At 74.8% G+C, this 22,142-nt stretch carries 19 protein-coding genes and 1 riboswitch; of the genes, 10 read left to right on the forward strand and 9 right to left on the reverse strand.

Going from position 1 to position 22,142, the window contains the following annotated elements; translation table 11 throughout:
- Positions 1-4: 4 nt before the first annotated feature.
- From guaA to thiE, 4 genes are all read right to left on the reverse strand, one after another.
- Positions 5-1,585, reverse strand: coding sequence for a glutamine-hydrolyzing GMP synthase (gene guaA, locus ACWF41_RS09900; protein WP_380317543.1), 1,581 nt, complete (start codon positions 1,583-1,585; stop codon positions 5-7).
- A 49-nt stretch (positions 1,586-1,634) separates the two neighbouring features.
- Positions 1,635-2,309 (reverse strand): OmpA family protein, encoded by a 675-nt coding sequence (locus ACWF41_RS09905; protein ID WP_380317546.1) that lies wholly within the window; start codon positions 2,307-2,309, stop codon positions 1,635-1,637.
- Positions 2,306-2,974: a hypothetical protein gene (locus ACWF41_RS09910; protein WP_380317549.1), complete on the reverse strand. Its 669-nt coding sequence runs from the start codon at positions 2,972-2,974 to the stop codon at positions 2,306-2,308. Before ACWF41_RS09910 ends, ACWF41_RS09905 begins: the two co-directional genes overlap by 4 nt.
- A 137-nt stretch (positions 2,975-3,111) precedes the next feature.
- Positions 3,112-3,759 carry a thiamine phosphate synthase gene (gene thiE / locus ACWF41_RS09915; RefSeq protein ID WP_380317626.1) on the reverse strand — a complete coding sequence of 216 codons (648 nt, stop codon included), beginning with the start codon at positions 3,757-3,759 and terminating at the stop codon, positions 3,112-3,114.
- 22 nt (positions 3,760-3,781) lie between these two features.
- Positions 3,782-3,884, forward strand: a riboswitch (TPP riboswitch).
- Between thiE and thiO the strand changes: the two genes are divergently transcribed.
- The 3 genes from thiO (at position 3,874) to ACWF41_RS09930 (ending at position 6,208) form a co-directional block, all read left to right on the forward strand.
- Entirely contained in the window at positions 3,874-5,109 is a 1,236-nt protein-coding gene (gene thiO / locus ACWF41_RS09920) for a glycine oxidase ThiO (RefSeq protein WP_380317551.1), read from the forward strand. (Overlaps the previous riboswitch by 11 nt.)
- Positions 5,106-5,351 carry a sulfur carrier protein ThiS gene (gene thiS, locus ACWF41_RS09925; RefSeq protein ID WP_380317554.1) on the forward strand — a complete coding sequence of 82 codons (246 nt, stop codon included), beginning with the start codon at positions 5,106-5,108 and terminating at the stop codon, positions 5,349-5,351. Before thiO ends, thiS begins: the two co-directional genes overlap by 4 nt.
- 20 nt (positions 5,352-5,371) lie before the next feature.
- Positions 5,372-6,208, forward strand: coding sequence for a thiazole synthase (locus tag ACWF41_RS09930; protein WP_380317557.1), 837 nt, complete (start codon positions 5,372-5,374; stop codon positions 6,206-6,208).
- A 124-nt stretch (positions 6,209-6,332) separates the two neighbouring features.
- Here ACWF41_RS09930 and ACWF41_RS09935 read toward each other — a convergent pair whose 3' ends face one another.
- Together ACWF41_RS09935 and ACWF41_RS09940 are read right to left on the reverse strand one after the other, a co-directional pair.
- Complete coding sequence (locus ACWF41_RS09935; protein WP_380317560.1) at positions 6,333-7,550, reverse strand: ThiF family adenylyltransferase; 1,218 nt, start codon at positions 7,548-7,550, stop codon at positions 6,333-6,335.
- A complete protein-coding gene (locus tag ACWF41_RS09940) occupies positions 7,547-7,942 on the reverse strand; it encodes a DUF3817 domain-containing protein (protein ID WP_380317563.1) in 396 nt (131 codons plus the stop codon). Before ACWF41_RS09940 ends, ACWF41_RS09935 begins: the two co-directional genes overlap by 4 nt.
- A gap of 58 nt (positions 7,943-8,000) precedes the next feature.
- Between ACWF41_RS09940 and ACWF41_RS09945 the strand changes: the two genes are divergently transcribed.
- Positions 8,001-9,815: an ABC transporter ATP-binding protein gene (locus tag ACWF41_RS09945; protein ID WP_380317629.1), complete on the forward strand. Its 1,815-nt coding sequence runs from the start codon at positions 8,001-8,003 to the stop codon at positions 9,813-9,815.
- Positions 9,812-11,593 carry an ABC transporter ATP-binding protein gene (locus tag ACWF41_RS09950; RefSeq protein WP_380317566.1) on the forward strand — a complete coding sequence of 594 codons (1,782 nt, stop codon included), beginning with the start codon at positions 9,812-9,814 and terminating at the stop codon, positions 11,591-11,593. The genes ACWF41_RS09945 and ACWF41_RS09950 overlap by 4 nt, the downstream gene beginning before the upstream one ends.
- A 63-nt stretch (positions 11,594-11,656) precedes the next feature.
- Here ACWF41_RS09950 and ACWF41_RS09955 read toward each other — a convergent pair whose 3' ends face one another.
- Together ACWF41_RS09955 and ACWF41_RS09960 are read right to left on the reverse strand one after the other, a co-directional pair.
- On the reverse strand, positions 11,657-12,268 hold the full coding sequence (locus ACWF41_RS09955) for a GyrI-like domain-containing protein (RefSeq protein WP_380317569.1): 612 nt from the start codon (positions 12,266-12,268) through the stop codon (positions 11,657-11,659).
- A 23-nt stretch (positions 12,269-12,291) separates the two neighbouring features.
- The gene (locus ACWF41_RS09960; protein ID WP_380317572.1) at positions 12,292-13,191 is read right to left on the reverse strand and encodes an SURF1 family protein; all 900 of its coding nucleotides are present in this window, start codon (positions 13,189-13,191) and stop codon (positions 12,292-12,294) included.
- A 170-nt stretch (positions 13,192-13,361) separates the two neighbouring features.
- Here ACWF41_RS09960 and ACWF41_RS09965 point away from each other — a divergent pair, with 170 nt between their 5' ends.
- The 3 genes from ACWF41_RS09965 to ACWF41_RS09975 are packed head-to-tail and all read left to right on the forward strand — an operon-like array spanning position 13,362 to position 19,263.
- Positions 13,362-15,857 carry a phosphoketolase family protein gene (locus tag ACWF41_RS09965; protein WP_380317575.1) on the forward strand — a complete coding sequence of 832 codons (2,496 nt, stop codon included), beginning with the start codon at positions 13,362-13,364 and terminating at the stop codon, positions 15,855-15,857.
- Complete coding sequence (gene pta, locus ACWF41_RS09970) at positions 15,854-17,995, forward strand: phosphate acetyltransferase (RefSeq protein ID WP_380317578.1); 2,142 nt, start codon at positions 15,854-15,856, stop codon at positions 17,993-17,995. Before ACWF41_RS09965 ends, pta begins: the two co-directional genes overlap by 4 nt.
- Positions 17,992-19,263, forward strand: coding sequence for an acetate/propionate family kinase (locus tag ACWF41_RS09975; protein ID WP_380317581.1), 1,272 nt, complete (start codon positions 17,992-17,994; stop codon positions 19,261-19,263). Before pta ends, ACWF41_RS09975 begins: the two co-directional genes overlap by 4 nt.
- Positions 19,264-19,266: 3 nt before the next feature.
- Here ACWF41_RS09975 and ACWF41_RS09980 read toward each other — a convergent pair whose 3' ends face one another.
- The gene (locus ACWF41_RS09980; protein ID WP_380317584.1) at positions 19,267-19,785 is read right to left on the reverse strand and encodes a gluconokinase; all 519 of its coding nucleotides are present in this window, start codon (positions 19,783-19,785) and stop codon (positions 19,267-19,269) included.
- Between the two features lie 77 nt (positions 19,786-19,862).
- On the opposite strand from ACWF41_RS09980, the gene ACWF41_RS09985 reads away from it, so the two are divergent.
- Both ACWF41_RS09985 and ACWF41_RS09990 read left to right on the forward strand, forming a co-directional pair.
- A complete protein-coding gene (locus ACWF41_RS09985) occupies positions 19,863-21,203 on the forward strand; it encodes a carboxylesterase family protein (RefSeq protein WP_380317587.1) in 1,341 nt (446 codons plus the stop codon).
- A complete protein-coding gene (locus ACWF41_RS09990) occupies positions 21,200-22,138 on the forward strand; it encodes a DUF4031 domain-containing protein (protein ID WP_380317590.1) in 939 nt (312 codons plus the stop codon). Before ACWF41_RS09985 ends, ACWF41_RS09990 begins: the two co-directional genes overlap by 4 nt.
- Positions 22,139-22,142 lie beyond the last annotated feature (4 nt).

Raw genomic sequence — 22,142 nt, forward strand, 5'->3', positions numbered from 1 at the left:
GTCGTCACTCCCACTCGATGGTGCCCGGCGGCTTGCTCGTCACGTCGAGCACCACGCGGTTGACCTCGCTCACCTCGTTGGTGATGCGGGTCGAGATGACGGACAGCACGTCGTAGGGCAGGCGCGTCCAGTCGGCCGTCATGGCGTCCTCCGACGACACCGGGCGCAGCACGATCGGGTGGCCGTAGGTGCGGCCGTCGCCCTGCACGCCGACGGAGCGGACGTCCGCCAGCAGCACCACGGGGCACTGCCAGATCTCGTCGTCCAGGCCGGCCCTGGTGAGCTCCTCGCGGGCGATGGCGTCCGCCTTGCGCAGGGTCTCCAGGCGCTCGGCCGTGACCTCGCCGACGATGCGGATGCCCAGGCCGGGGCCCGGGAACGGCTGGCGGGAGACGATCTCCTCCGGCACGCCGAGCTCGCGGCCCACCGCGCGGACCTCGTCCTTGAACAGCGTGCGCAGCGGCTCGACCAGCTCGAACTGCAGGTCGTCCGGCAGGCCGCCCACGTTGTGGTGGCTCTTGATGTTGGCCGCGCCCTCGCCACCGCCCGACTCCACGACGTCCGGGTACAGCGTGCCCTGCACGAGGAACTTGACCTCCTCGCCGTGGGCGCCTGCCTCGGCGACGATGTCGCGCTGCGCGTCCTCGAAGACGCGGATGAACTCGCGGCCGATGATCTTGCGCTTCGTCTCGGGGTCGCTCACGCCCGCGAGGGCGGACAGGAACCGCTCCTTCTCGTCGCGGATGATGAGCTTCACGCCCGTGGACGCGACGAAGTCGCGCTCGATCTGCTCGACCTCGCCCTCGCGCAGCAGGCCGTGGTCCACGTGCACGCAGGTGAGCTGGTCGCCGACGGCGCGCTGGACCAGCGCGGCCGCGACGGCGGAGTCCACGCCGCCCGACAGGGCGCAGATGACGCGCGCGTCGCCGACCTGCGCGCGGATCGCGGCGACCTGGTCGGCGATGACGTTGCCGGGCGTCCAGTCGGGCTTCAGGCCGGCGCCCTCGTAGAGGAACTTCTCCAGCACGGCCTGGCCGTGCGCGGAGTGCTTGACCTCGGGGTGCCACTGCACGCCGTACAGGCGGCGACCGGTGTCCTCGATCGCCGCGACGGGCGAGCCGGAGGAGGTCGCGAGGACGGTGAAGCCCTCGGGCGCCGCGTGCACGGAGTCGCCGTGGCTCATCCACGTGGTCTGGTGGTCGGGCGTGCCGGCCAGCAGCACGCCGGCCTCGCAGACCTCGACCTCGGTGCCGCCGTACTCGCGCTGCCCCGTCTGGGCGACGGTGCCGCCGAGAGCCTGCGCCATCGCCTGGAAGCCGTAGCAGATGCCGAGCACCGGCACGCCGGCCTCGAACAGCGCCGGGTCCACGAACGGCGCGCCGGCGGCGTACACCGACGAGGGTCCGCCCGAGAGGATGATCGCCGCCGGGTTCTTGGCGAGCATCTGCTCCGTGGTGAACGTGTGCGGCACGATCTCGGAGTACACGCTGGCCTCGCGCACGCGGCGCGCGATGAGCTGGGCGTACTGGGCGCCGAAGTCGACGACCAGGACCGGGCGGGGGGAGTCGGTGGCGGGAGACGTCACCGAGCCATCGTAGCCGTCGGACGCACCCCCTCCCGGCCCCTCGCGCCGGTCACGCGGTGGGGTAGGTCACCTCGACCCGGCGGTTCAGCGCGCGGCCGGCGGGGTTGTCGTCACCGCTCACCTCGTTGTCCGCGACCGGGTCCGCCTCGCCGTGGCCCTGCACCTTCAGCGTGAGGTCCGGACGCTCCGCCGCGAGCACGTCGGCGACGGCGTGCGCGCGCTTCGTCGACAGGCGCCGGTTGAACGCGTCCGAGCCCACGGAGTCCGTGTAGCCGTCCACGTGCACCGCCGCGTCCTGCGGGACGTCGTCGGCCAGCGCCGCGACGGCGGCCTCCGCCTCCGGCGTCAGCGTCGCCTTGCCGAAGTCGAACAGCAGGTCGGAGGTCAGCGTGACGACCGTGTCGTCCGCCTTCTCCTGCGTCTTCTCCAGCACGGTCGTGGAGTCGTCGGGCCGGAGGTCGAACGTCGAGTCCGGCGCTCGCAGGTCGAGCGTCGAGTCCGCGCGCATCGCGTCGGTGACCTCGGCAGCCTCGATCGCCGCGTCCTGCTCCGCGAGCGCCTCGTGCGCCGTCGTCATCAGCTCCGGGTCCGCCGACGGCGTGCCGGACGACGACGCCGACGACGATGGGCTCGCCTCCTCGGCGTCGGCCGATGGCGCGAAAGCCGTCACGAGCAGCGCCGCGAGCGCCGCGGCGGCGAGCGTCCGCGGACGGCGGGGTGTCACTGCGCGGCCCCGTCGCCGTAGGTGACCGTCGCGTCCGTGAACAGCGGCAGCCCCTCCGCGGGCAGCACGTCCACGGTCGCGGGCTCGCCGTCGGGAGCAGGCAGCACGGCGGACGCCTCGATCGTGCCGTGGTTGGGGAACTTGAACGTGATGTTCTCGAGCGGCGAGACCAGCATCGACTCCCTGCACCTGAGCTGGGCCAGCGACACCTGCGACGCGTCGTCGCTGTCCAGCTGCCAGGCCCCCTCGGTGCAGTAGGGCTTGTAGGCCTTGAGCGCCGCGCGGTCCGTCACGGTCGTCGCGGGCACGACGCCCATGTCGTAGTAGCTGGCGCCGGCGTCGGCGGGCGACTCGTCGTCGTCCCAGCGCAGCGCCCATCGCACGGTCATGTTCTCGGCGCCGACCTCCACGGAGCGGAGCGTCACCGTGAGCTCTCCGCCGTGGGCGTCACCGCCCCCGTGCGGCGTGGCGATCTTCTGCTCCGCCATCACCTGGTCGGCGACGGTGGCGGTGCCCGGGTCGGCGGCGGCCTGCTCCGCGGGGGCGGCCTCGCCCTTCGTACCGGCCCCGTCGTCGCCGGAGCTGCCGGTGCAGCCGGCGAGCAGGAGCGTGCCGGCGAGGGCGAGGGTCGCGGTGGTGCGGGCGCGTGCGGTCCGTGCGGACATGCGTCCTCCAGGGTCGGGGCGCACGGCCGGTCCCGGCCGTGGTGGGGGGCAGGTGCCCACTGTGGCACGCGTCGGCGGGGCCCGCCCGAGGCATCCATGGGGAGAACTCCCCAGGTCACAGACCTCGGGCGCCCGTGTCAGCCCAGCCGCTCGCGCAGCTCGCGGGCGGCCCGCTCGGGGTCGGGCGCCTGGGTGATCGCGCGCACGACGACGACGCGCGACGCGCCGGCGTCGAGCACGGCGTCCAGCCGCTCGGCGTCGACCCCGCCGATGGCGAACCACGGCGTCGCCGGGCGGGTCGCCGCGACCTCGCGCAGCAGGTCGAGGCCGACGGCCGCACGACCGGGCTTGGTGGGCGTGGCCCACAGCGGGCCCACGCAGAAGTAGTCGACGTCCGGGTCGGCCTCGGCCTCCGCGGCCTGGTCGGCGGAGTGCGTGGAACGGCCCAGGACCGGCTCCGCGCCGAGCAGCTCGCGCACGGCCGGCACGGGCAGGTCCCGCTGCCCCATGTGCACGACGGGAGCGCCGGTGAGCTGCGCGACGTCGGCCCGGTCGTTCACCGCCCAGAGCGCGCCGTGCTCCGCGGCGACGCGGGCCACGACCGCCTGGATCTCCAGCTCGCGCGCCACGTCGAGGGACTTGTCGCGCAGCTGCACGACGTCGACCCCGCCCGCGAGCGCCGCGTGCAGGAAGTCCTCCAGGTCGCCGCGGTCCTCGCGGGCGTCGGTGCACAGGTACAGGCGGGCGTCGGCGAGGCGGGCACGGGTCGTGGTCACGCCAGTCAGGGTAACCACGGCCCGGGTTACAGTGGCCGCGCACGGGAGCCCCGCTCGGGGCTGAGAGGGCGCAGGAGCCGACCGTCGAACCTGATCTGGGTCATGCCAGCGAAGGGAGCGCACATGCTTACGTCCACACCCACGTCCGCACCTGAGTCCGCCCGCGACGTCGTCGACCTCGTCGTGGTCGGAGGTGGCATCGTCGGCCTCGCCGTCGCGTGGCGCGCCGCCACGGCCGGGCTGTCCGTCACGGTCCTCGACCCGTCCCCCGGCGACGGCGCCACCCGCGCGGCCGCGGGGATGCTCGCGGCGGTCAGCGAGGCCGACTTCGGCGAGCGGGACCTCGCCCGCCTCAACCTCGCGTCCGCCGCCCGCTGGCCGTCGTACGCCGCCGACCTCGCCGCCGCGACCGGCCGCGACGTCCCCCTGCTGCGCGCCGGCTCGCTCGCCGTCGCGTACGACGCCGACGACGCCGCCCTGCTGCGCCGCGTGCTGGCGCTGCACCGGGAGTGGGGGCTCGCGTCCGCGGAGGTCCCGGTGGCCGACGCGCGGCGCCGGGAGCCGTACCTCGGGCCGCGGCTGGCCGGGGCCGCCGTCGTCGAGGGCGACCTCGCCGTCGACCCGCGCGGGGTGCACGCGGCGCTCGTCGACGTGCTGGGCGGCGCGGTCGTGCGGCGTGCGGCGGTGCGGCTGGAGCGCGACGGCGCGGGCCGGGTGGTCGCGGCGCACGACGACGCCGGCGCGCGCCACGCCGCGGGCGCCGTCGTGCTCGCGACCGGCGTCGTACCGCCGGTGGGGCTGCTCGACGGGGTGCCGGAGGCCAGGGTGCCGGTGCGGCCCGTCAAGGGGATCACCCTGCGGCTGGACGCCGGCCCCGAGCTCGCGCTGGAGCACGTGGTGCGCGGCACCGTGCAGGGGCGGCCGGTGTATCTCGTGCCGCGGGCGCCGGGCACCCGGTCGGGACCCGGCGGCGGGCCGGGGCACCGGGAGATCGTCGTGGGGGCCACCAGCGACGAGCGCCCGGACGACCGTCGGGCCGAGGCCGGGGGCGTGTTCGCCCTCCTGCGCGACGCGCGCGCCCTCGTGCCCGGCATCGACGAGGCGGCGCTCGTCGACGTCACGCCGCGCGCCCGCCCCGCCACCCCCGACAACCTGCCGCTCGTCGGGAGCACCGCCGCGCCCGGGCTGCTGGCCGCCGTCGGGCACGGGCGCAACGGCGTGCTGCTCGCGCCGCTCACGGCCGACGCGGTCGTGGCAGAGCTGACCGGCGGGGCGCCGCCCGACGACTCGCTCGCCGCGGCCGATCCGCGGCGCTTCGCGCCTGCCGCCCGCCCCGACCCTGAAGGAGCACACCCATGAGCCCGAGCACGAGCACCGCCACCGCCGTCGTGAACGGCGAGCCCTACCCCCTCGACGGGCCGCACGGCGACGGCGTCGAGGCGCTCGTCGCAGCCCTCGTCCCGGCGTTCGTCGCCGACGGTACGGCGCAGGGCATCGCCGTCGCCGTCAACGACGCCGTCGTCCCCCGCGGCCTGTGGGCGGGCACCCGCATCGCGCCCGGCGACCGGGTCGAGATCGTCACCGCCGTCCAGGGCGGCTGACCACGAAGCACGGAGGAACCATGACCAGCACCACGACCCTCACCGACCCGTCGGCCGACCCGCTCGCCGACCCGTTCGAGATCGCCGGCACCACGATCGGCTCGCGCCTCGTCATGGGCACGGGCGGCGCGTCGAACCTCATGACGCTCGAGGACGCGCTGGTCGCGTCGGGCACCGGCCTCACCACCGTGGCGATGCGCCGCGTCGCCGTGCGGCCCGGCGGGGCGGGCGCCGAGGACGGCGGCATCTGGGGACTCCTGGAGCGGCTCGGCATCCGCGCCCTGCCCAACACGGCCGGCTGCTTCTCCGCCCGGGAGGCCGTGCTCACCGCGCAGCTCGCCCGTGAGGCGTGCGGCACCGACTGGGTCAAGCTCGAGGTGATCGCCGACGACGTCACCCTGCTGCCCGACCCGATCGGCCTCGTCGAGGCGGCCGACGCGCTGGTGCGCGACGGGTTCGTCGTGCTGCCGTACACCAACGACGACCCGATCCTGGCGCGGCGGCTGGAGGACGTCGGGTGCGCCGCCGTCATGCCGCTCGGCGCGCCCATCGGCACCGGCCTGGGCGTGCTCAACCCGCGCAACATCGAGGCGATCGCGGCCGCCGCGCGGGTGCCGGTCATCCTCGACGCCGGGGTCGGCACGGCGTCCGACGCCGCGCTGGCGATGGAGCTCGGCTGCGCCGGTGTCCTCCTCGCCACGGCCGTCACGCGGGCCGCCGACCCGGTCCGCATGGCGCACGCCATGCGCCTCGCCGTGCAGGCCGGCCGGCTGGCCGCCGGCGCGGGGCGCATCCCGCGCCGCGAGGGCGCCCTGGCCAGCTCCTCCCCCGACGGGCGCCTCGACCTCGCCCTCTGACGGGGGCACCCGCCCGCTGAGGTAGTCCCAGATCTGCCGAGGTAGTTCCGTTCTTGCCGAGGTAGTGGACCAGACCACTACCTCGGCGGGAACGGGACTCGCGGGGTTTCGGACTACCTCGGCGTCAGACGGCGAGGAGGAGCGCCGGGGCGCCGCCCTCGACGGAGCGGGCGTCGACGCCGGCGGCGCGGGCGACGTCGGCCACGCGGGCCGAGCGCGCGCCGGCCGCGCAGACCAGCAGCACGGGGCGGTCGGCGGGCAGCGCTGCGACCGCCGCCGCGGCGTCGTCCCCTCCGCCCAGGAACGTGCCGCTCGGCGCCACGGTCGCGCCCGCGACCGGCAGCGCCTGGACCTCCCAGTCCTCGCGCACGTCCACGAGCGCGACGGGCGCGTCGCCCGCGAGCAGCGCGGCGGCGTCCTGCGCGCTCACGCTGGCGGGGCCCAGCCCCGCGACCGTGGCGCGGGCGTCGGCCGACCCGCCCGACGGCGCGGGCAGGCCGCAGAACGCGGCGTACGCGGCGTCGTCGGCGAGCAGGGCCGCGACGGGCTCGCGGGTCGGGTCCGGGCGGACGGCGAGCTGGCGCCACGTGAGGTCGAGGGCGTCGTAGACGGCGATGCGGCCGAGCAGCGTGGTGCCCGCGCCGGTGATCAGCTTGACGGCCTCGGTGGCCATGACCGAACCGACGGTGCCGCACAGCGCGCCCAGCACGCCGCCCGTCGCGCAGTCCGGCACGGTGCCGGGCGGCGGGGGGACGGGGAAGACGTCGCGGTAGGTGGCGCCGCGCTCGCGGGTACCGTCCTCGCGCACCGGCGCGCCCCAGAACACGGCCACCTGGCCGTCGAACTGGTGGATCGCGCCCCACACGACCGGCACGCCGAGGATCTCCGCGGCGTCGGACACGAGGTAGCGCGTCGGGAAGTTGTCGGCCCCGTCGAGCACGAGGTCGTACCCGCGCAGGATGTCGAGCACGTTCTCGGGGGTCAGCCGCTCCGCGTGGGCCACGACCTCGACGTCGGGCGCCAGGTCCGCGAGGCGGTCCCGGACCGAGTCCACCTTGGGCCGGCCGACGTAGGCGGTGCCGTGCACCACCTGGCGCTGCAGGTTCGAGACGTCCACGACGTCGTCGTCGACGACGCCGAGCGTGCCCACGCCCGCGGCCGCGAGGTACTGCAGGGCCGGGCTGCCCAGGCCGCCCGCCCCCACGACCAGCACGCGCGCCGCGGCGAGCCGACGCTGCCCCTGGGCGCCGACGCCCGGCAGCGGCAGGTGCCGGGCGTACCGGGCGAGGCGTCCGGCGTCGAGCGGCGGGCCCGGCGCGACGAGCGGGGCGAGCGACGTCATGCCGAGTACCGCTCCGCGAGGGCGCCGAGCTTCGCGTCGGCCCCCGCGTGCACGCGCTTCTCGAGGATGAACGACATCACCGGCACGACGCCGGCGAAGACCATCGTGGCCAGGCGGCCGAAGCCCCAGCGCATCTTGGACCACAGGTCCAGGACGGTCACGAGGTAGACCACGTAGATCCAGCCGTGGGCGAACGGGACCCAGCCCATGTAGTCGACGACGACCTCGACCGGGACCACGTACTTGAAGAACATCTCGACGCACAGCACCAGCAGCATGCAGCCGGTGAGGATCGCCATGAACCGGTAGCGCTTCAGCGACCCACGGGCCTTGCGGATGGCGGTCTCGGCCTGGGCCTGGGTGGCGGCGGGGGTCTGCTGCGGCGTGCTCACCCCAGCATCGTAGGCGCGATAAACCGTCGCCCGGTGTCGGTACGCGTCCGTACGCTTGATCCCCGTGCGACCCCTCCCCCTGCCCGACGTGGGCAACCCTCCTCTGACCTCCCCGGCCAAGCTCCTCGCGTGGCAGGGGTGGCGCCAGCGCGACGTGCTGGCGAAGTCCCTGGTGGCGGGCGTGGTGGCGATGCTCGCGTCGGCCGCGGCCCCGCTGCTGATCGGCCGCGCCATCGACGAGGGCCTGTCGCAGGGCTTCGGCGGCCCGCTGTTCCTGTGGTGCGGCGCGATGCTCGGCGCCGCGCTCGTCATCGTCGTCGCCGGCATCTTCAACCACATCTGGGACGTCGAGAACTGGGTCCGGGCGTCGCTGTCGTTCTCCCAGCTCGTCGGCTACAAGGCGTCGCGCGCGGGGCACGCGATCACGCGCAAGCTGCCCACCGGCGAGGTCGTGTCCGCCGTCGCGAACGACGCGCTGCGCGTCGGCGACATGTTCTCCATGGCCGGCCGGTTCACCGGCGGCGTGCTGGCGTACGTCGTGGTCGTCGCGATCATGCTGTCCCAGCACGTGCAGCTCGGACTGGTCCTGGCGCTCGGCATCCCCGCGGTCGCCGTCGTGCTCGGCCTGCTGGTCAAGCCGCTGCAGTCCCGCCAGACCACGCAGCGCGAGGCCACCGGCCGGCTCACCTCGCTCGGCGCGGACACCGTCTCCGGGCTGCGCATCCTGCGCGGCATCGGCGGCGAGGACGAGTTCGCCGCCCGCTACGCGCGCCAGTCGCAGGAGGTGCGCCACCAGGGCGTGCGCGTCGCCGTGCTGCAGTCGGTGCTCGACGGCCTGCAGGTGCTGCTGCCCGGGCTGCTCGCCGCGCTCGTGCTGTGGCTGGGCGCCCGTGCCGCCGTCCGCGGCGAGATCACCAGCGGTCAGCTCGTGACGTTCTACGGCTACGCCGCGTTCCTCGCCTGGCCGGTGCAGATGGCCACGCAGATGCTGCAGATGGTCATCCGCGCCGTGATCTCGTCACGCAAGATCCTCGACGTGCTGCGCGTCGCCGAGGCGACGCCGTCCTCGGAGACCCCCGCCGACGCGCCCGGCGCCGGCGCCGACCTGGTCGACGAGACCAGCGGCCTGGTGCTGCGCGACGGCCGCGTGGTCGGCCTCGTCAGCGCCGACCCGGACGCCTCGGCGCGCATCGCGACGCGGCTGGGGCGGCTCGACGACGAGGCCGAGGCCGGCACGCCGGTCCGCCTCGGCGGGGTGCTGCTGGCCGACCTCGACAAGGATGCGCTGCGCCACCGCGTCGTGGTCTCCGAGGCGACGCCGCACCTGTTCTCGGGCGTGCTCGGCGAGGCGCTCGACGCCCGCGGCCGCGCCACCGAGGCCGACCTGCTGGCCGCGATGGTCACCGCCGACGCGCACGACGTGCTCGACAGCGTGCCCGGCGGGCTCGCCGGCGAGCTGCCGGAGAAGGGCCGGTCCCTGTCGGGCGGGCAGCGGCAGCGCGTCGCGCTGGCGCGCGCCCTGCTCACCGAGCCGGAGATCCTCGTGCTCGTGGAGCCCACCAGCGCGGTGGACGCCCACACCGAGGCGCGGATCGCCGAGCGCGTGAGCGAGGTCCGCCGCGGCCGCACCACCCTGGTGGTCACCGCGAGCCCGCTCGTGCTCGACCACGTCGACGAGGTCGTCCTGCTGGACGCCGACGCGACCGTGGCCGCCAGCGGCACGCACGCCGAGCTGCTCGCGCGCCGGGACGAGCACGGTGCGGCGTACCGCGCCGTCGTCGGCCGGAGCATGGCCGAGGACGAGGCCGAGGACGAGGCCGAGAACGAGTCCGACGAGATCAGCGACACCGACCTGGAAGGAGCCGCGCGATGAGCGCCCCCGCCGCCGCACCCCCGTCGTCCGGCACCCCCAACCCGAACCTGCTGCCGATCGCCGACCAGGCCGAGGTCAACCGCACCGTCGGCCGCCTGTTCCGGCGCCACCGCGGCCAGCTCGGCGGTGTCGCGGTGCTGCACACGCTCGCCGCGCTCGCCGGCCTCGCGGGCCCGTTCCTGCTGGGCCGGATCATCGACAAGGTCGCCGCCGGCACCACCCTGTCGGCCGTCGACTCCCTGGCGATGATCCTCGTGGGCGCCGTCGTCGCGCAGGCCGTCATCACGCGGTACGCGCAGCGGCTGTCCATGGTGTTCGGGGAGCGGGTCTTCGCGGACCTGCGCGAGGAGTTCATGGACGCCGTGACGCGGCTGCCGCTGTCCACGGTCGAGAAGGCCGGCACCGGCGACCTCGTCGCGCGCACCACCAACGACGTGAACAAGCTGCAGCACGCCGTCCGGTTCGGCGTGCCCCGCGTGCTCGTCTGCATCGTGACGATCGCGCTGACCCTCGTCGCGTCGTTCCTCGCCAGCCCGCTGGTCGCGATCGGCCTGCTGACGGGCGTGCCGCTGATCGTCGTGGCCACCCGCTGGTACCTCAAGCGGGCCACGCCGGGCTACCTGCGGGAGTCGGCCGCGTACGCCACCATCAACGGCTCCATCACGGAGGCCGTGGAGGGCGCCCGCACCACCGACGCGCTGCACCTCGGCGGGCGGGTGCGCCGGCGGATTGACCGCGACCTGCGCGAGGCGTTCGACGCCGAGTCGTACACCCTGGGCCTGCGGCTGCGGCTCATCCCGTCGCTGGACGCCGCGGTCGCGATCGCGCCGATCGTCGTCATCCTGTGGGGCGGCTGGCTCGTCTCGCAGGACGTCACCACGGTGGGCACCGTCGCCACGATCGCGATGTACGGCCACCAGATGGGCGGCCCGGTGTTCGACCTCGTGTTCTGGCTCGACGAGCTGCAGGTCGCGGCCGTCGCGCTGGCGCGCGTCGTCGGCGTCGGCCTCGTCGGCCCGGACCGCACCGCCGGCACCGCCGTCCCGACGTCGGAGGACGTGCGCGCCCGGTCGGTGCGGTACGCGTACCGCGAGGGTCACGACGTGCTGCACGGCATCGACCTCGACCTCGCTCCCGGCGAGCGGCTGGCCGTCGTCGGGCCGTCCGGTGCGGGCAAGTCGACCCTGGGCCGCATGCTCGCGGGCATCCACCCGCCCACGGGCGGGTCGGTCACCGTGGGCGAGGTGCCGCTCGTCGAGCTGCCGCTGGAGGACCTGCGCCACCACGTCGCGCTGGTGACGCAGGAGCACCACGTGTTCGTCGGGTCGCTGGCGGAGAACCTGCGCCTCGCGGACACGTCGGCCACCGACGACGCCCTCTGGGGCGCGCTGGGCGCCGTCGACGCGGCGAGCTGGGCGTCCGCGCTGCCCGAGGGGCTCGAGACGGCCGTCGGGTCGGGCGGGCACACCCTCACCCCGGCGCAGGCGCAGCAGGTCGCGCTCGCGCGGCTGGTGCTGCTCGACCCGCACACGCTCGTCCTCGACGAGGCGACGTCGCTGCTCGACCCGCGCGCCGCCCGCCACCTCGAGCGGTCGCTCAACGCCGTGCTCACCGGCCGCACCGTGGTCGCCATCGCACACCGCCTGCACACGGCGCACGACGCGGACCGCGTCGCCGTCGTCGACGGCGGCCGCATCACCGAGATCGGCCCGCACGACGACCTCGTCGCCGCCGGCGGCGACTACGCCAAGCTCTGGCACAGCTGGCAGCACGAGTGACCGCGAGGTAGTCCGGATCTCGCCGAAGTAGTGGACCAGACCACTACCTCGGCGGGTTCGGAACTACCTCGGCGCGACGGGCTGACGGATCACGGTGCACAGACGCTCGGGGGCGGTGCGACGCAGGTCGGACAGGTAGATCTCGTGGTGCACGCCGCGCAGCGCCCGTCCCTCGGCGGCGACGAACGCGTGCAGCCGCTCGACGGTCTCCGGCTCGGTGGCGAACGGGCCGCGGTGCAGCACCTGCGCGGCCGCGCCCTCGTCGTAGACCTCCAGGCGGACGCGGTCGCCGGCGGGCGGCCGCTTCGCGGCGACGGCGCGGGCCAGCACGTCGGCGGCGTCGACCTGCTCGACGGCGTCCGGCAGGCCGATCATCAGCGTCCAGCGCCACTCGTCCTTGGCGTCCACGCTGAACCGGCTCATGTCCTCGGCCCACCACAGGCCCTCGAGCGGCAGGACCGTGTACGCGTCGCCCGTCGCCTCCTTGATCGCCGCCCGCAGCGCGTACGCGAGCGGGTACAGCGTCGCGACCGCCTCGCGGTACGCGGGGGCCGTGTTCGGGTCGCCCTCGCCGTCGATCATGAGGAACGAGCGGGCGGGCAGCGTCACGAGCGCCGGCGCCGTCGCCGCGCGGTAGTGGAGCCCCGGGTCTCGCTTGAGGTCGATGCTCGCCATGCGTCGATGATGGCGGAGCGGTCTCAGCCCGGCAGGCCGGCGATGCCGGTGCCCACGGGGTCGTCGGTGTCGTCGTGGCCGCGGCCGCGCTTCGTGCCGGCGGCCTCGTCGCGCACCAGGCGCACCCACAACAGCACGGCGAAGAGGCCGAAGACCCACCACTGCAGCGCGTAGAACAGGTTCTGCAGGTTGACGCCGTCGCTGCCCTCGAGCACCGGGCGCGGCAGCAGCGCGGGCCCACCTTCTGCGGCGGTCGCCTGCGCGGGGTCCGACGTCGTGAGCACGACGTACCCGGAGTAGATCGGGCCGCCCCACGTGTTGACCAGCGACCCGGTGGAGATGGAGTCGACGAGGGGCGGCCCGTCCGGGTTGTCGGGCAGCGGCGCGCCGCCCTCCTGGAGCGACTCCGACGCCTGCAGCCACCCGGTGACGCGCACCTCGCCGTCGGGCACCTCGAGCGCGGCCGCGTCGGGGTTAGGCGAGTCCACCCAGCCGCGGACGACGGGCAGCACGGGCGGGCCGGACAGGTCCGCCCACGACGCGCCGCCCGTGCCGTCGTCGGTGACGCGCAGCGGCGTGAGGACGAGGTAGCCGGTGCGGCCGTCGAGCGCGCGCCCGGCGACGAGCACCTGGTCCTCGGGCTCGTACGTGCCGGTGACCCACGCCTCGGTGCCGACCAGCTCGCCGGGGAACGACGTCTGCGGCTCCAGGAGGTCGCCGAGCGCCTCCGGGCCGTGGGCCGCCTGCTCCGCGGCCTCCTGCTGGGCGGCGACCGCGGCGCGCTGGTAGGCGCGGTCGAGCTGCCACACCCCGAGGCGGCCGCAGACGGCGGCCGCGAGCAGGAAGAGGAGCAGGATCCCGATCATGCGGGGCTGGAGGGCCACCGCCCAGAACGACCTGCGGGCGGGCTGGGGGCTGGGCACGGCACCACCGTAATCGGCGCGGGGCGCAGCACAGGAATCGGTCCTGCGACGGCACCTGACGCGCCGGCAGATCGACGTCACGCCGCTGACCTCGCGGGTCGTGCTGCGCGGGCCTCCCCGGTGCGGTGGAATGAAGGCGCCGGTCTTCCCCCGAGCCCCAGGAGCGTGTGATGAGCACCACGACCACCCCGACCGTCAGCCCCACCCCGTGGCGTGCCGGCGGCGGCACAGAGATCTCGGCCGAGGCGATCGACCGGATCGACCGGTGGTGGCGAGCGGCGAACTACCTGTCCATCGGGCAGATCTACCTGCTGGACAACCCGCTGATGCGCGAGCCCCTCACGCGCGACCACGTGAAGCCGCGGCTGCTGGGCCACTGGGGCACGACGCCCGGCCTCAACTTCCTGTACGCGCACCTCAACCGGGCGATCAAGGAGCGCGAGCAGTCCACGATCTACGTCGCCGGCCCCGGCCACGGCGGCCCCGGCCTGGTGGCGAACACCTACCTCGAGGGCACGTACTCCGAGACCTACTCGGACATCACGCAGGACGACGAGGGCCTGCGGCGGCTCTTCCGCCAGTTCTCGTTCCCTGGCGGTATCCCGTCGCACGTGGCGCCGGAGACGCCGGGATCCATCCACGAGGGCGGCGAGCTGGGCTACGCGCTCAGCCACGCGTACGGCGCCGCGTTCGACAACCCGGACCTGCTGGTCGCGGCCGTCGTCGGCGACGGCGAGGCCGAGACGGGGCCGCTCGCCACGAGCTGGCACTCCAACAAGTTCGTCAACGCGCGGACCGACGGCGTCGTGCTGCCGATCCTGCACCTCAACGGCTACAAGATCGCCAACCCGACGGTGCTGGGCCGCATCAGCGACGACGAGCTGCGCGACCTCATGATCGGCTACGGCCACACCCCGTACTTCTTCGTCGGCGGGTTCGACGGCGAGGACCATGCAGCCGCGCACGCCCGCTTCGCGCGCCTCCTCGACGAGGTTCTCGACCACATCGCGCGGATCAAGGCGGAGGCCGCGGCGGGCAACGACGAGCGCCCCGCGTGGCCGATGATCGTCTTCCGCACGCCGAAGGGCTGGACCTGCCCTCCCGTCATCGACGGCAAGAAGACCGAGGACTCGTGGCGCGCCCACCAGGTGCCGCTCGCGAGCGCCAGGGACACCCCGGAGCACCTGGAGGTGCTGCGCGGCTGGCTCGAGTCGTACCGCGCGCACGAGCTGTTCGACACCACGGGCCGGCTGCTCCCGGAGATCGCCGAGCAGGCGCCCGAGGGCGAGCTGCGCATGAGCGCCAACCCGCACACCAACGGCGGCCTGCTGCTCAAGGACCTGCGCCTGCCGGACTTCCGCGACTACGGGGTGGAGGTCGAGGCGCCCGGCGGCTCGGTCGCCGAGGCGACGCGCGTCCTCGGGCAGTGGCTCACCGACGTCGTGCGCCTCAACCCGGACAATTTCCGGATCTTCGGCCCCGACGAGACGGCGTCCAACCGCCTCCAGGCGGTCTACGAGGTCACGGACAAGCAGTGGAACGCGGAGTTCTTCGGGCCCGACGTCGACGAGCACCTCGCCCGCGCCGGCCGCGTCATGGAGATGCTGAGCGAGCACCAGTGCCAGGGCTGGCTGGAGGGCTACCTGCTCACCGGGCGGCACGGCCTGTTCACCAGCTACGAGGCCTTCATCCACATCGTCGACTCGATGTTCAACCAGCACGCCAAGTGGCTCAAGGTCACGAACGACATCCCGTGGCGGCGCCCGGTCGCGAGCCTCAACTACCTGCTCTCCAGCCACGTGTGGCGCCAGGACCACAACGGCTTCAGCCACCAGGACCCGGGCTTCATCGACCACGTCGTGAACAAGAAGGCCGAGATCGTCCGGGTGTACCTGCCGCCGGACGCGAACACCCTGCTCAGCACCTACAGCCACTGCCTGCAGAGCCGCCAGTACGTGAACGTCGTGGTGGCGGGCAAGCAGCCGGCGCCGCAGTTCCTCTCGATGGAGCAGGCCGTCGCGCACTGCACGCGCGGTCTGGGCATCTGGGAGTGGGCGGGCACGGAGGTGGAGGGCACGGAGCCCGACGTCGTGCTGGGCGCGGCGGGCGACGTCCCGACGCTCGAGGTGCTCGCCGCGGCCGACATCCTGCGCCGCCGCATCCCGGACCTCAAGGTCCGCGTGGTCAACGTCGTCGACCTCATGCGGCTCCAGGACGAGAAGGAGCACCCGCACGGCCTGTCGGACAAGGACTTCGACACGCTGTTCACCGCTGACCGGCCGGTGATCTTCAACTACCACGGCTACCCGTGGCTCATCCACCGCCTCACCTACCGCCGCACCAACCACGCCAACATCCACGTGCGCGGCTTCAAGGAGGAGGGCACCACGACGACGCCCTTCGACATGGCGATGCTCAACGACATCGACCGCTACCACCTGGTGGTCGACGTCATCGACCGGGTGCCGTCGCTGCGCTCGAAGTACGCCGGCCTGCGCCAGGAGATGGTGGACGCGCGCCTCGCGGCACGGCAGTACACCCGCGAGCACGGCGAGGACATCCCCGAGGTGCGCGACTGGGTGTGGCCGGACGCCGGCGACACCGCCACCGAGCAGGGCGGCCCGCAGTACGACGCCGCGACGGCGACGGGTGGCGACAACGAGTGACCGGTACGTCTCGCAGCATCTACATCGCCTCCCCCGAGGGCGAGACCGGCAAGTCGACGGTCGCGCTGGGCGTGCTGGACCTGCTGGTCCGGCAGGTCTCCCGCGTCGGGGTGTTCCGCGCCGTCTCCCGCGTCCCGTCGCCGCCGGCGTCGGACGCGGGGGGCGACGCCCCGCGCGACCACGTGCTGGAGATGCTGCTCGCGCACGACGGCGTGGACCTCTCCTACGAGGACGCGGTCGGCGTCACGTACGACGACGTGCACGCCGACCCCGAGGCGGCGCTGGCCAGGATCCTCGACCGCTACCACGCGGTGGCGGAGCGGTGCGACGCGGTGGTCGTGGTCGGGACGGACTACACGGACGTCGCGGGCGCCACCGAGCTGGCGTTCAACGCCCGCGTCGCGGCCAACCTGGGCGCCCCGGTGCTGCTCGTGGCGTCCGGGCGGGGTCGCACGGCGGAGGACGTCCGCGCCCTGGTGCGGCTGAGCGTCGTCGAGCTGCGCGCCAACCACGCCCAGCCCGTCGGCGTGGTCGTGAACCGGAGCACGCCGGCCGTCCTCGCCTCGGGGCCGACGGCGCTCGTCGGCGACCTCGACCTGCCCGTGTGGACGATCCCCGAGGAGCCGTTCCTCCACGCGCCCACGGTGGGCCGGCTCACCGAGGCGGTCGAGGGCACGCTGATGCTCGGCGACCCCGACCTGCTGGGCCGCGAGGCGCTGGAGGTCATCGTCGGGGCGATGTCGTTCGAGCACGTGCTCGACCACCTGTCCGACGGCGCGGTGGTCATCCTGCCGGGCGACCGGTCGGACGTGCTGCTCGGGCTGCTGTCCGCCCACGCCGCCGCGACGTTCCCGTCGCTGGCGGGCATCATGCTCACCGGCGGCTACGTGCCGCGCGGGGTGATCGCGCAGCTCCTCGCGGCGCTCGGCCCGCGCGTGCCGGTGGTCGCGACCCGGCTGGACACGTTCCACGCCGCCCGTCGCGCGGCCGAGACGCACGGCTACGTGACCGTCTCCTCGACGCGCAAGATCGACGTGGCGCGGGCCCTGTTCGAGCAGCACGTGGACGGGGCCGCGCTGCTGGCCCGCCTCGACCTGCCGCGCACGCGCGTCGTGACGCCGCTGATGTTCGAGTACGAGCTCATCGAACGCGCCCGCGGCGACCGCCGCCGGGTGGTGCTGCCCGAGGGCGACGACGACCGCATCCTGCGCGCCGCGTCCACCGTGCTGGCCCGCGGCATCGCGGACCTCGTGATCCTGGGCGACGAGACGTCGATCCGGGCGCGGGCCGCCGAGCTCGGGCTCGACATCGCCGCGGCCACGGTCCTGGCCCCCACCGACCCCGAGCACGTCGAGCTCTTCGCGACCGAGTACGCGAAGCTGCGCGCGCACAAGGGCATGACGGTGGAGCGGGCCCGCGAGATCGTCACCGACGTGTCGTACTTCGGCACGATGATGGTGCACCTCGGCCTCGCCGACGGGATGGTCTCGGGCGCCGCGCACACGACGGCGCACACCATCCGGCCGTCGTTCGAGATCGTCAAGACCCAGCCCGGCGTCTCGGTGGTGTCGTCGGTGTTCCTCATGTGCCTGACGGACCGGGTGCTCGTGTACGGCGACTGCGCCGTCATCCCCGACCCGACGGCGGAGCAGCTCGCGGACATCGCCATCTCCTCGTCGGCCACGGCCGCGCAGTTCGGCGTGGACCCGAAGGTCGCGATGCTGTCGTACTCGACGGGCACGTCCGGCTCGGGTGCCGACGTCGACAAGGTGCGCACGGCCACCGGCCTGGTCCGCGAGCGTCGCCCCGACCTGTCCGTGGAGGGCCCGATCCAGTACGACGCCGCTGTCGACGCGTCGGTCGCGAAGTCCAAGCTGCCGGAGTCGTCGGTGGCCGGGCAGGCGACGGTGTTCGTCTTCCCCGACCTCAACACGGGCAACAACACCTACAAGGCGGTGCAGCGCTCCGCGGGCGCGGTGGCCGTCGGCCCCGTGCTGCAGGGCCTGAACAAGCCGGTGAACGACCTGTCGCGCGGCGCGCTCGTGGCCGACATCGTCAACACCGTCGCCATCACCGCGATCCAGGCCCAGGCACAGGACAAGGACCGGGCCGAGGACCACCAGGAGGCCACCGCATGAGCATCGTCCCCGAGGCCGAGCGCCCCACCCCGTACAGCGCGTACGGGGCGCACGGGTCGGTGCTGGTCCTCAACTCGGGCTCGTCGTCGCTCAAGTACCAGCTCGTCAACCCCGTGGGCGGGGAGGCGATCGCGGCGGGCACGATCGAGCGCATCGGCGAGCCGTCGGGCATCGTCACGCACACGTTCGCGGGCAACCGGACGCGCCGCGAGCTCGAGGTGCCCGACCACGGCGAGGCGCTGCGCCTCGCCCTCGGCATGTTCGACGAGATCGGCCCCCGCCTCGCGGACGCCGGCATCTACGCGGTCGGGCACCGGGTGGTGCACGGGGGCGCGGAGTTCTCGGGGCCGGTCGTGGTGGACGACGACGTCGTGGCGCGCATCGACGCGCTGGTCCCCCTCGCCCCCCTGCACAACCCGGCCAACGTGCAGGGCATCCGGGTGGCGCGGGAGCTGCTGTCCGACGTCCCCCACGTCGCCGTCTTCGACACGGCGTTCTTCCAGGGGCTGCCCGCGGAGGCGTACACCTACGCCATCGACCGGGGGGTCGCGAAGGAGTACGACGTGCGCCGGTACGGGTTCCACGGCACCAGCCACCAGTACGTGGCCGGCAAGGTGGCGCGGGTGCTGGGCCGCCGGGTCCAGGACCTGCACACGATCGTGCTGCACCTGGGCAACGGGGCGTCGGCGTCGGCGGTGGCCGGCGGCGTCCCGATCGACACGTCCATGGGCCTGACGCCGCTGGAGGGGCTGGTGATGGGCACGCGGTCGGGCGACGTCGACCCGGCCGTCGTCTTCCACCTCGCCCGCAACGCCGGGATGAGCATCGACGAGCTGGACACCCTGCTGAACAAGCGCTCGGGGATGCTCGGGCTCTCGGGCGTCAACGACTTCCGCGAGCTGCGCCGGCTCATCGACGGGGGCGACGAGGCCGCGGCGCTCGCGTTCGACGTCTACGTCCACCGGCTGAAGAAGTACGTGGGCGCCTACGCCGCCCTGCTGGGCCGGGTGGACGTCCTCGCGTTCACGGCGGGAGTCGGGGAGAACGACGCGCGCGTGCGGGCCGCGGTCTGCGAGGGGCTGGAGGGCATGGGTATCGCGGTCGACCCGGAGCGCAACGAGCGCCCGGGTGCGGAGCGCATCATCTCCCCGGACTGGACGTCCACGCTGGTCATGGTGATCCCGACGATGGAGGAGCTGGCGATCGCGCGGCAGTGCGTGGAGGCCGTGGAGCACCTGGGCCCCACGTCGTCGGTCACGTCCGGCTGAGCGTCACCCCAGGCCGAGGCGCGCCACGATCTCGTCGACGATCTCCTCGGGCGCCGGCCCGATCCCGACGGTGAAGCCGTCCTCGTCGGGGTCGAGCGGCTCGAGGGTCTCGAGCTGGGAGTCGAGCAGGGACGGCGGCATGAAGTGCCCCTTGCGGGCGGCCAGCCGCTCGGCGAGCAGCTCGCGCGGGCCGTCCAGGTGGACGAACCGGACGGGGCTGTGGGCGGTGCGCAGCACGTCGCGGTAGGCCCGCTTCAGCGCGGAGCAGGTGACGACGGCGTGCCGCCCGCCGCCCGAGTGACCGTCCAGCCAGTCGCGGATCGCCAGGAGCCACGGGGCCCGGTCCTCGTCGGTCAGCGGGTGGCCGGCGTGCATCTTGGCGACGTTCGCGGCCGGGTGGAAGTCGTCGGCCTCCGCGAGCTCCAGGCCGAGACGGTCGGCGAGCAGGGCCGCCACCGTCGTCTTGCCGGACCCCGCGACGCCCATGACGACGAGATGGGCGCCGTCCCCCGTGGCAGTCATGCGCCGAGCATTCCCGGCGGGGCGGGCCCGCCGCAAGCCGGGCCCCGCGTCGCGCCCTCCCGCCGTAGTCTCGACGCGTGACGCTGCACTTCAGTCCTCCCTGCGGCCCGGTCCGCGGCTGGGCGGACGGCGACGTCCGCCGCGCCACCGGCATCCCCTACGCGCACGCCGAGCGCTTCCGGCGCCCGGTGCCCGCCCCCGACCGCGCCGAGGTGCTGGAGGCGACGTCCTGGTCGCCCGCGTGCCCGCAGGGGCCGGTGCCGCTCCTCGACGAGGTGCTGGGCCCGGCCGGGTCGGGCGTGCCCGTCGACGAGGACTGCCAGCGCCTGTCGGTGACGATGCCCGCCGACGCGGGCCCCGACGACCGGCTGCCCGTCATGGTGTGGATCCACGGCGGCTCGTACACCGCCGGCGCCGGGGACGTGCCGGTCATGGACCCGCGCCCGCTGGTCGCGGAGCAGCGGGTGGTCGTGGTGACGGTGACCTACCGCCTGGGCCTGTTCGGCTACCTGGGCGACGGCGGCCCGGACCGCCCCGCCAACCTGGGGCTGCTCGACCAGCTCGAGGCGCTGCGCTGGGTGCGGCGCAACATCGCAGCGTTCGGGGGCGACCCGGCGCGCGTCACCCTCTTCGGGCAGTCCGCGGGCGGGGACGCCGTCGCGCACCTCATGGCGGCGCCGGCCGCGGCGGGCCTGTTCTCCCGTGCGATCGTCCAGAGCGCGCCGCTGGGCATCTCCCGCGGCCGGGCGCGGATGAACGCCGCCATGGCGCGCGCCGCGGCCGGCGTGTCGGCGCGTACGCCGGTCGACGACGTCGTGGCCGCGGAGGCGCGGGTCGGCGACGTCGCGCGCGGCTTCGGGCTGCGCGCCGCGATGCCGTTCGGCACCCAGTACGGCCACGACCCGCTGCCGCCCGAGGACGAGGTTGTCGCGGCGTGGGACGCCGCGGCCCCGCAGGTGGCGCTGCTCGTCGGCAGCACCGCCGAGGAGGCGCGGCTCTTCGTGCGCCGCCTGCCCGCCGTGCGCCGGATCGCCGAGCTGCCCGTCGTCGGGCCGTGGGCGCGGCGCGCGATGGTCGCGGCCGTCACCGCCCGGGTCTACGGGCGTCCCGCGCGCCGGTTCGCCGCCCGGCACGCGGCGGCCGGGGGCACCGCGTACCGGTACGTCGTGACGTGGGCGGCGCAGGGCAACCCGTGGGGCGCCGCCCACACGGTGGACCTGCCGCTGCTCTTCGGCGACGAGAAGGCGTGGGCGACGGCGGCCCTCACGGACGGCGCGTCCTGGGAGGACCTGCAGCGCAGCGCCCGCGGGGTGCGGGCGGTGTGGGGCGCCTTCGCGCGGGGCGAGGACCTCGGCGCGCGCGGCGAGGTGCCGGGCGCGCTCGTCTACTCACGCGTCGACCGGGGGGCGGGCCGATGACGCTCTGGCTCGACCCGCCCGCGTGGCCCGCCCACGGCACGCTGTGGTCCCACCTCGTGTCCGACAGCTCCCTGCACGAGCTGCGGGCCTTCGCCCGCGCGCAGGGGGTGCGCGACCGGGCGTTCGACCTCGACCACTACGACGTCCCCGCCGACCTGCACGACGCCCTCGTCGCCGCGGGCGCCGTGCCCGTCACGGGCGGCGAGCTGTCACGGCGGCTCGCCGGCTCGGTGCTGCGGGTGCCGGGGTGGGAGCGCCGGCGGGCCTCCCGCGACGCGCTGCGCGCGCGGTGGGCGCGGCTGTGGGAGCTTCCCGACGCCGGGGTCGACGCCGTGGGGCAGGACCTCGTGGACCGCTGGCGCGAGCCGCACCGCGTCTACCACTCGCGGCTGCACCTGGCCGACTCCCTCGACTCCCTGGACCTGCTGACGGCCGACGGCGCACCGGGGGACGCCTGGCACGCGGCCGTCGCGCTGTGGTTCCACGACGCCGTGCACGACGGCGAGGCGGGCCGCGACGAGGAGCGCTCGGCGGGGCTGGTCGCAACGCTGCTCGGCCCGCTCGCCGGGACCGCGCGCCCGGCCGGGCGCGCCCGCGGGCTGACGACGGGCGACGTCGCCGAGGTCGAGCGCCTCGTCCTCGTCACGACCGACCACGCGCCGGGACCGGGCGACGCGTCGGGCGCGCTCGTCAGCGACGCCGATCTGGCCGTGCTCGGCGCGGACCCCCGCCGCTACGCCCGGTACGCCGCGCAGGTGCGGGCGGAGTACGGGCACGTGCCGGACGACGCCTTCCGCACCGGCCGCGCCGCCGTCCTCGACCAGCTCGCGGGGATGCCGCACCTGTACCGCTCCGCCGCCGCCGCCAGGCGCTGGGACGACGCCGCGCGGCGCAACCTGCGCGGCGAGCGGGACGGGCTGGCCGCCGGGCGCTAGGTTG

Source organism: Isoptericola sp. NPDC055063 (assembly GCF_053608125.1).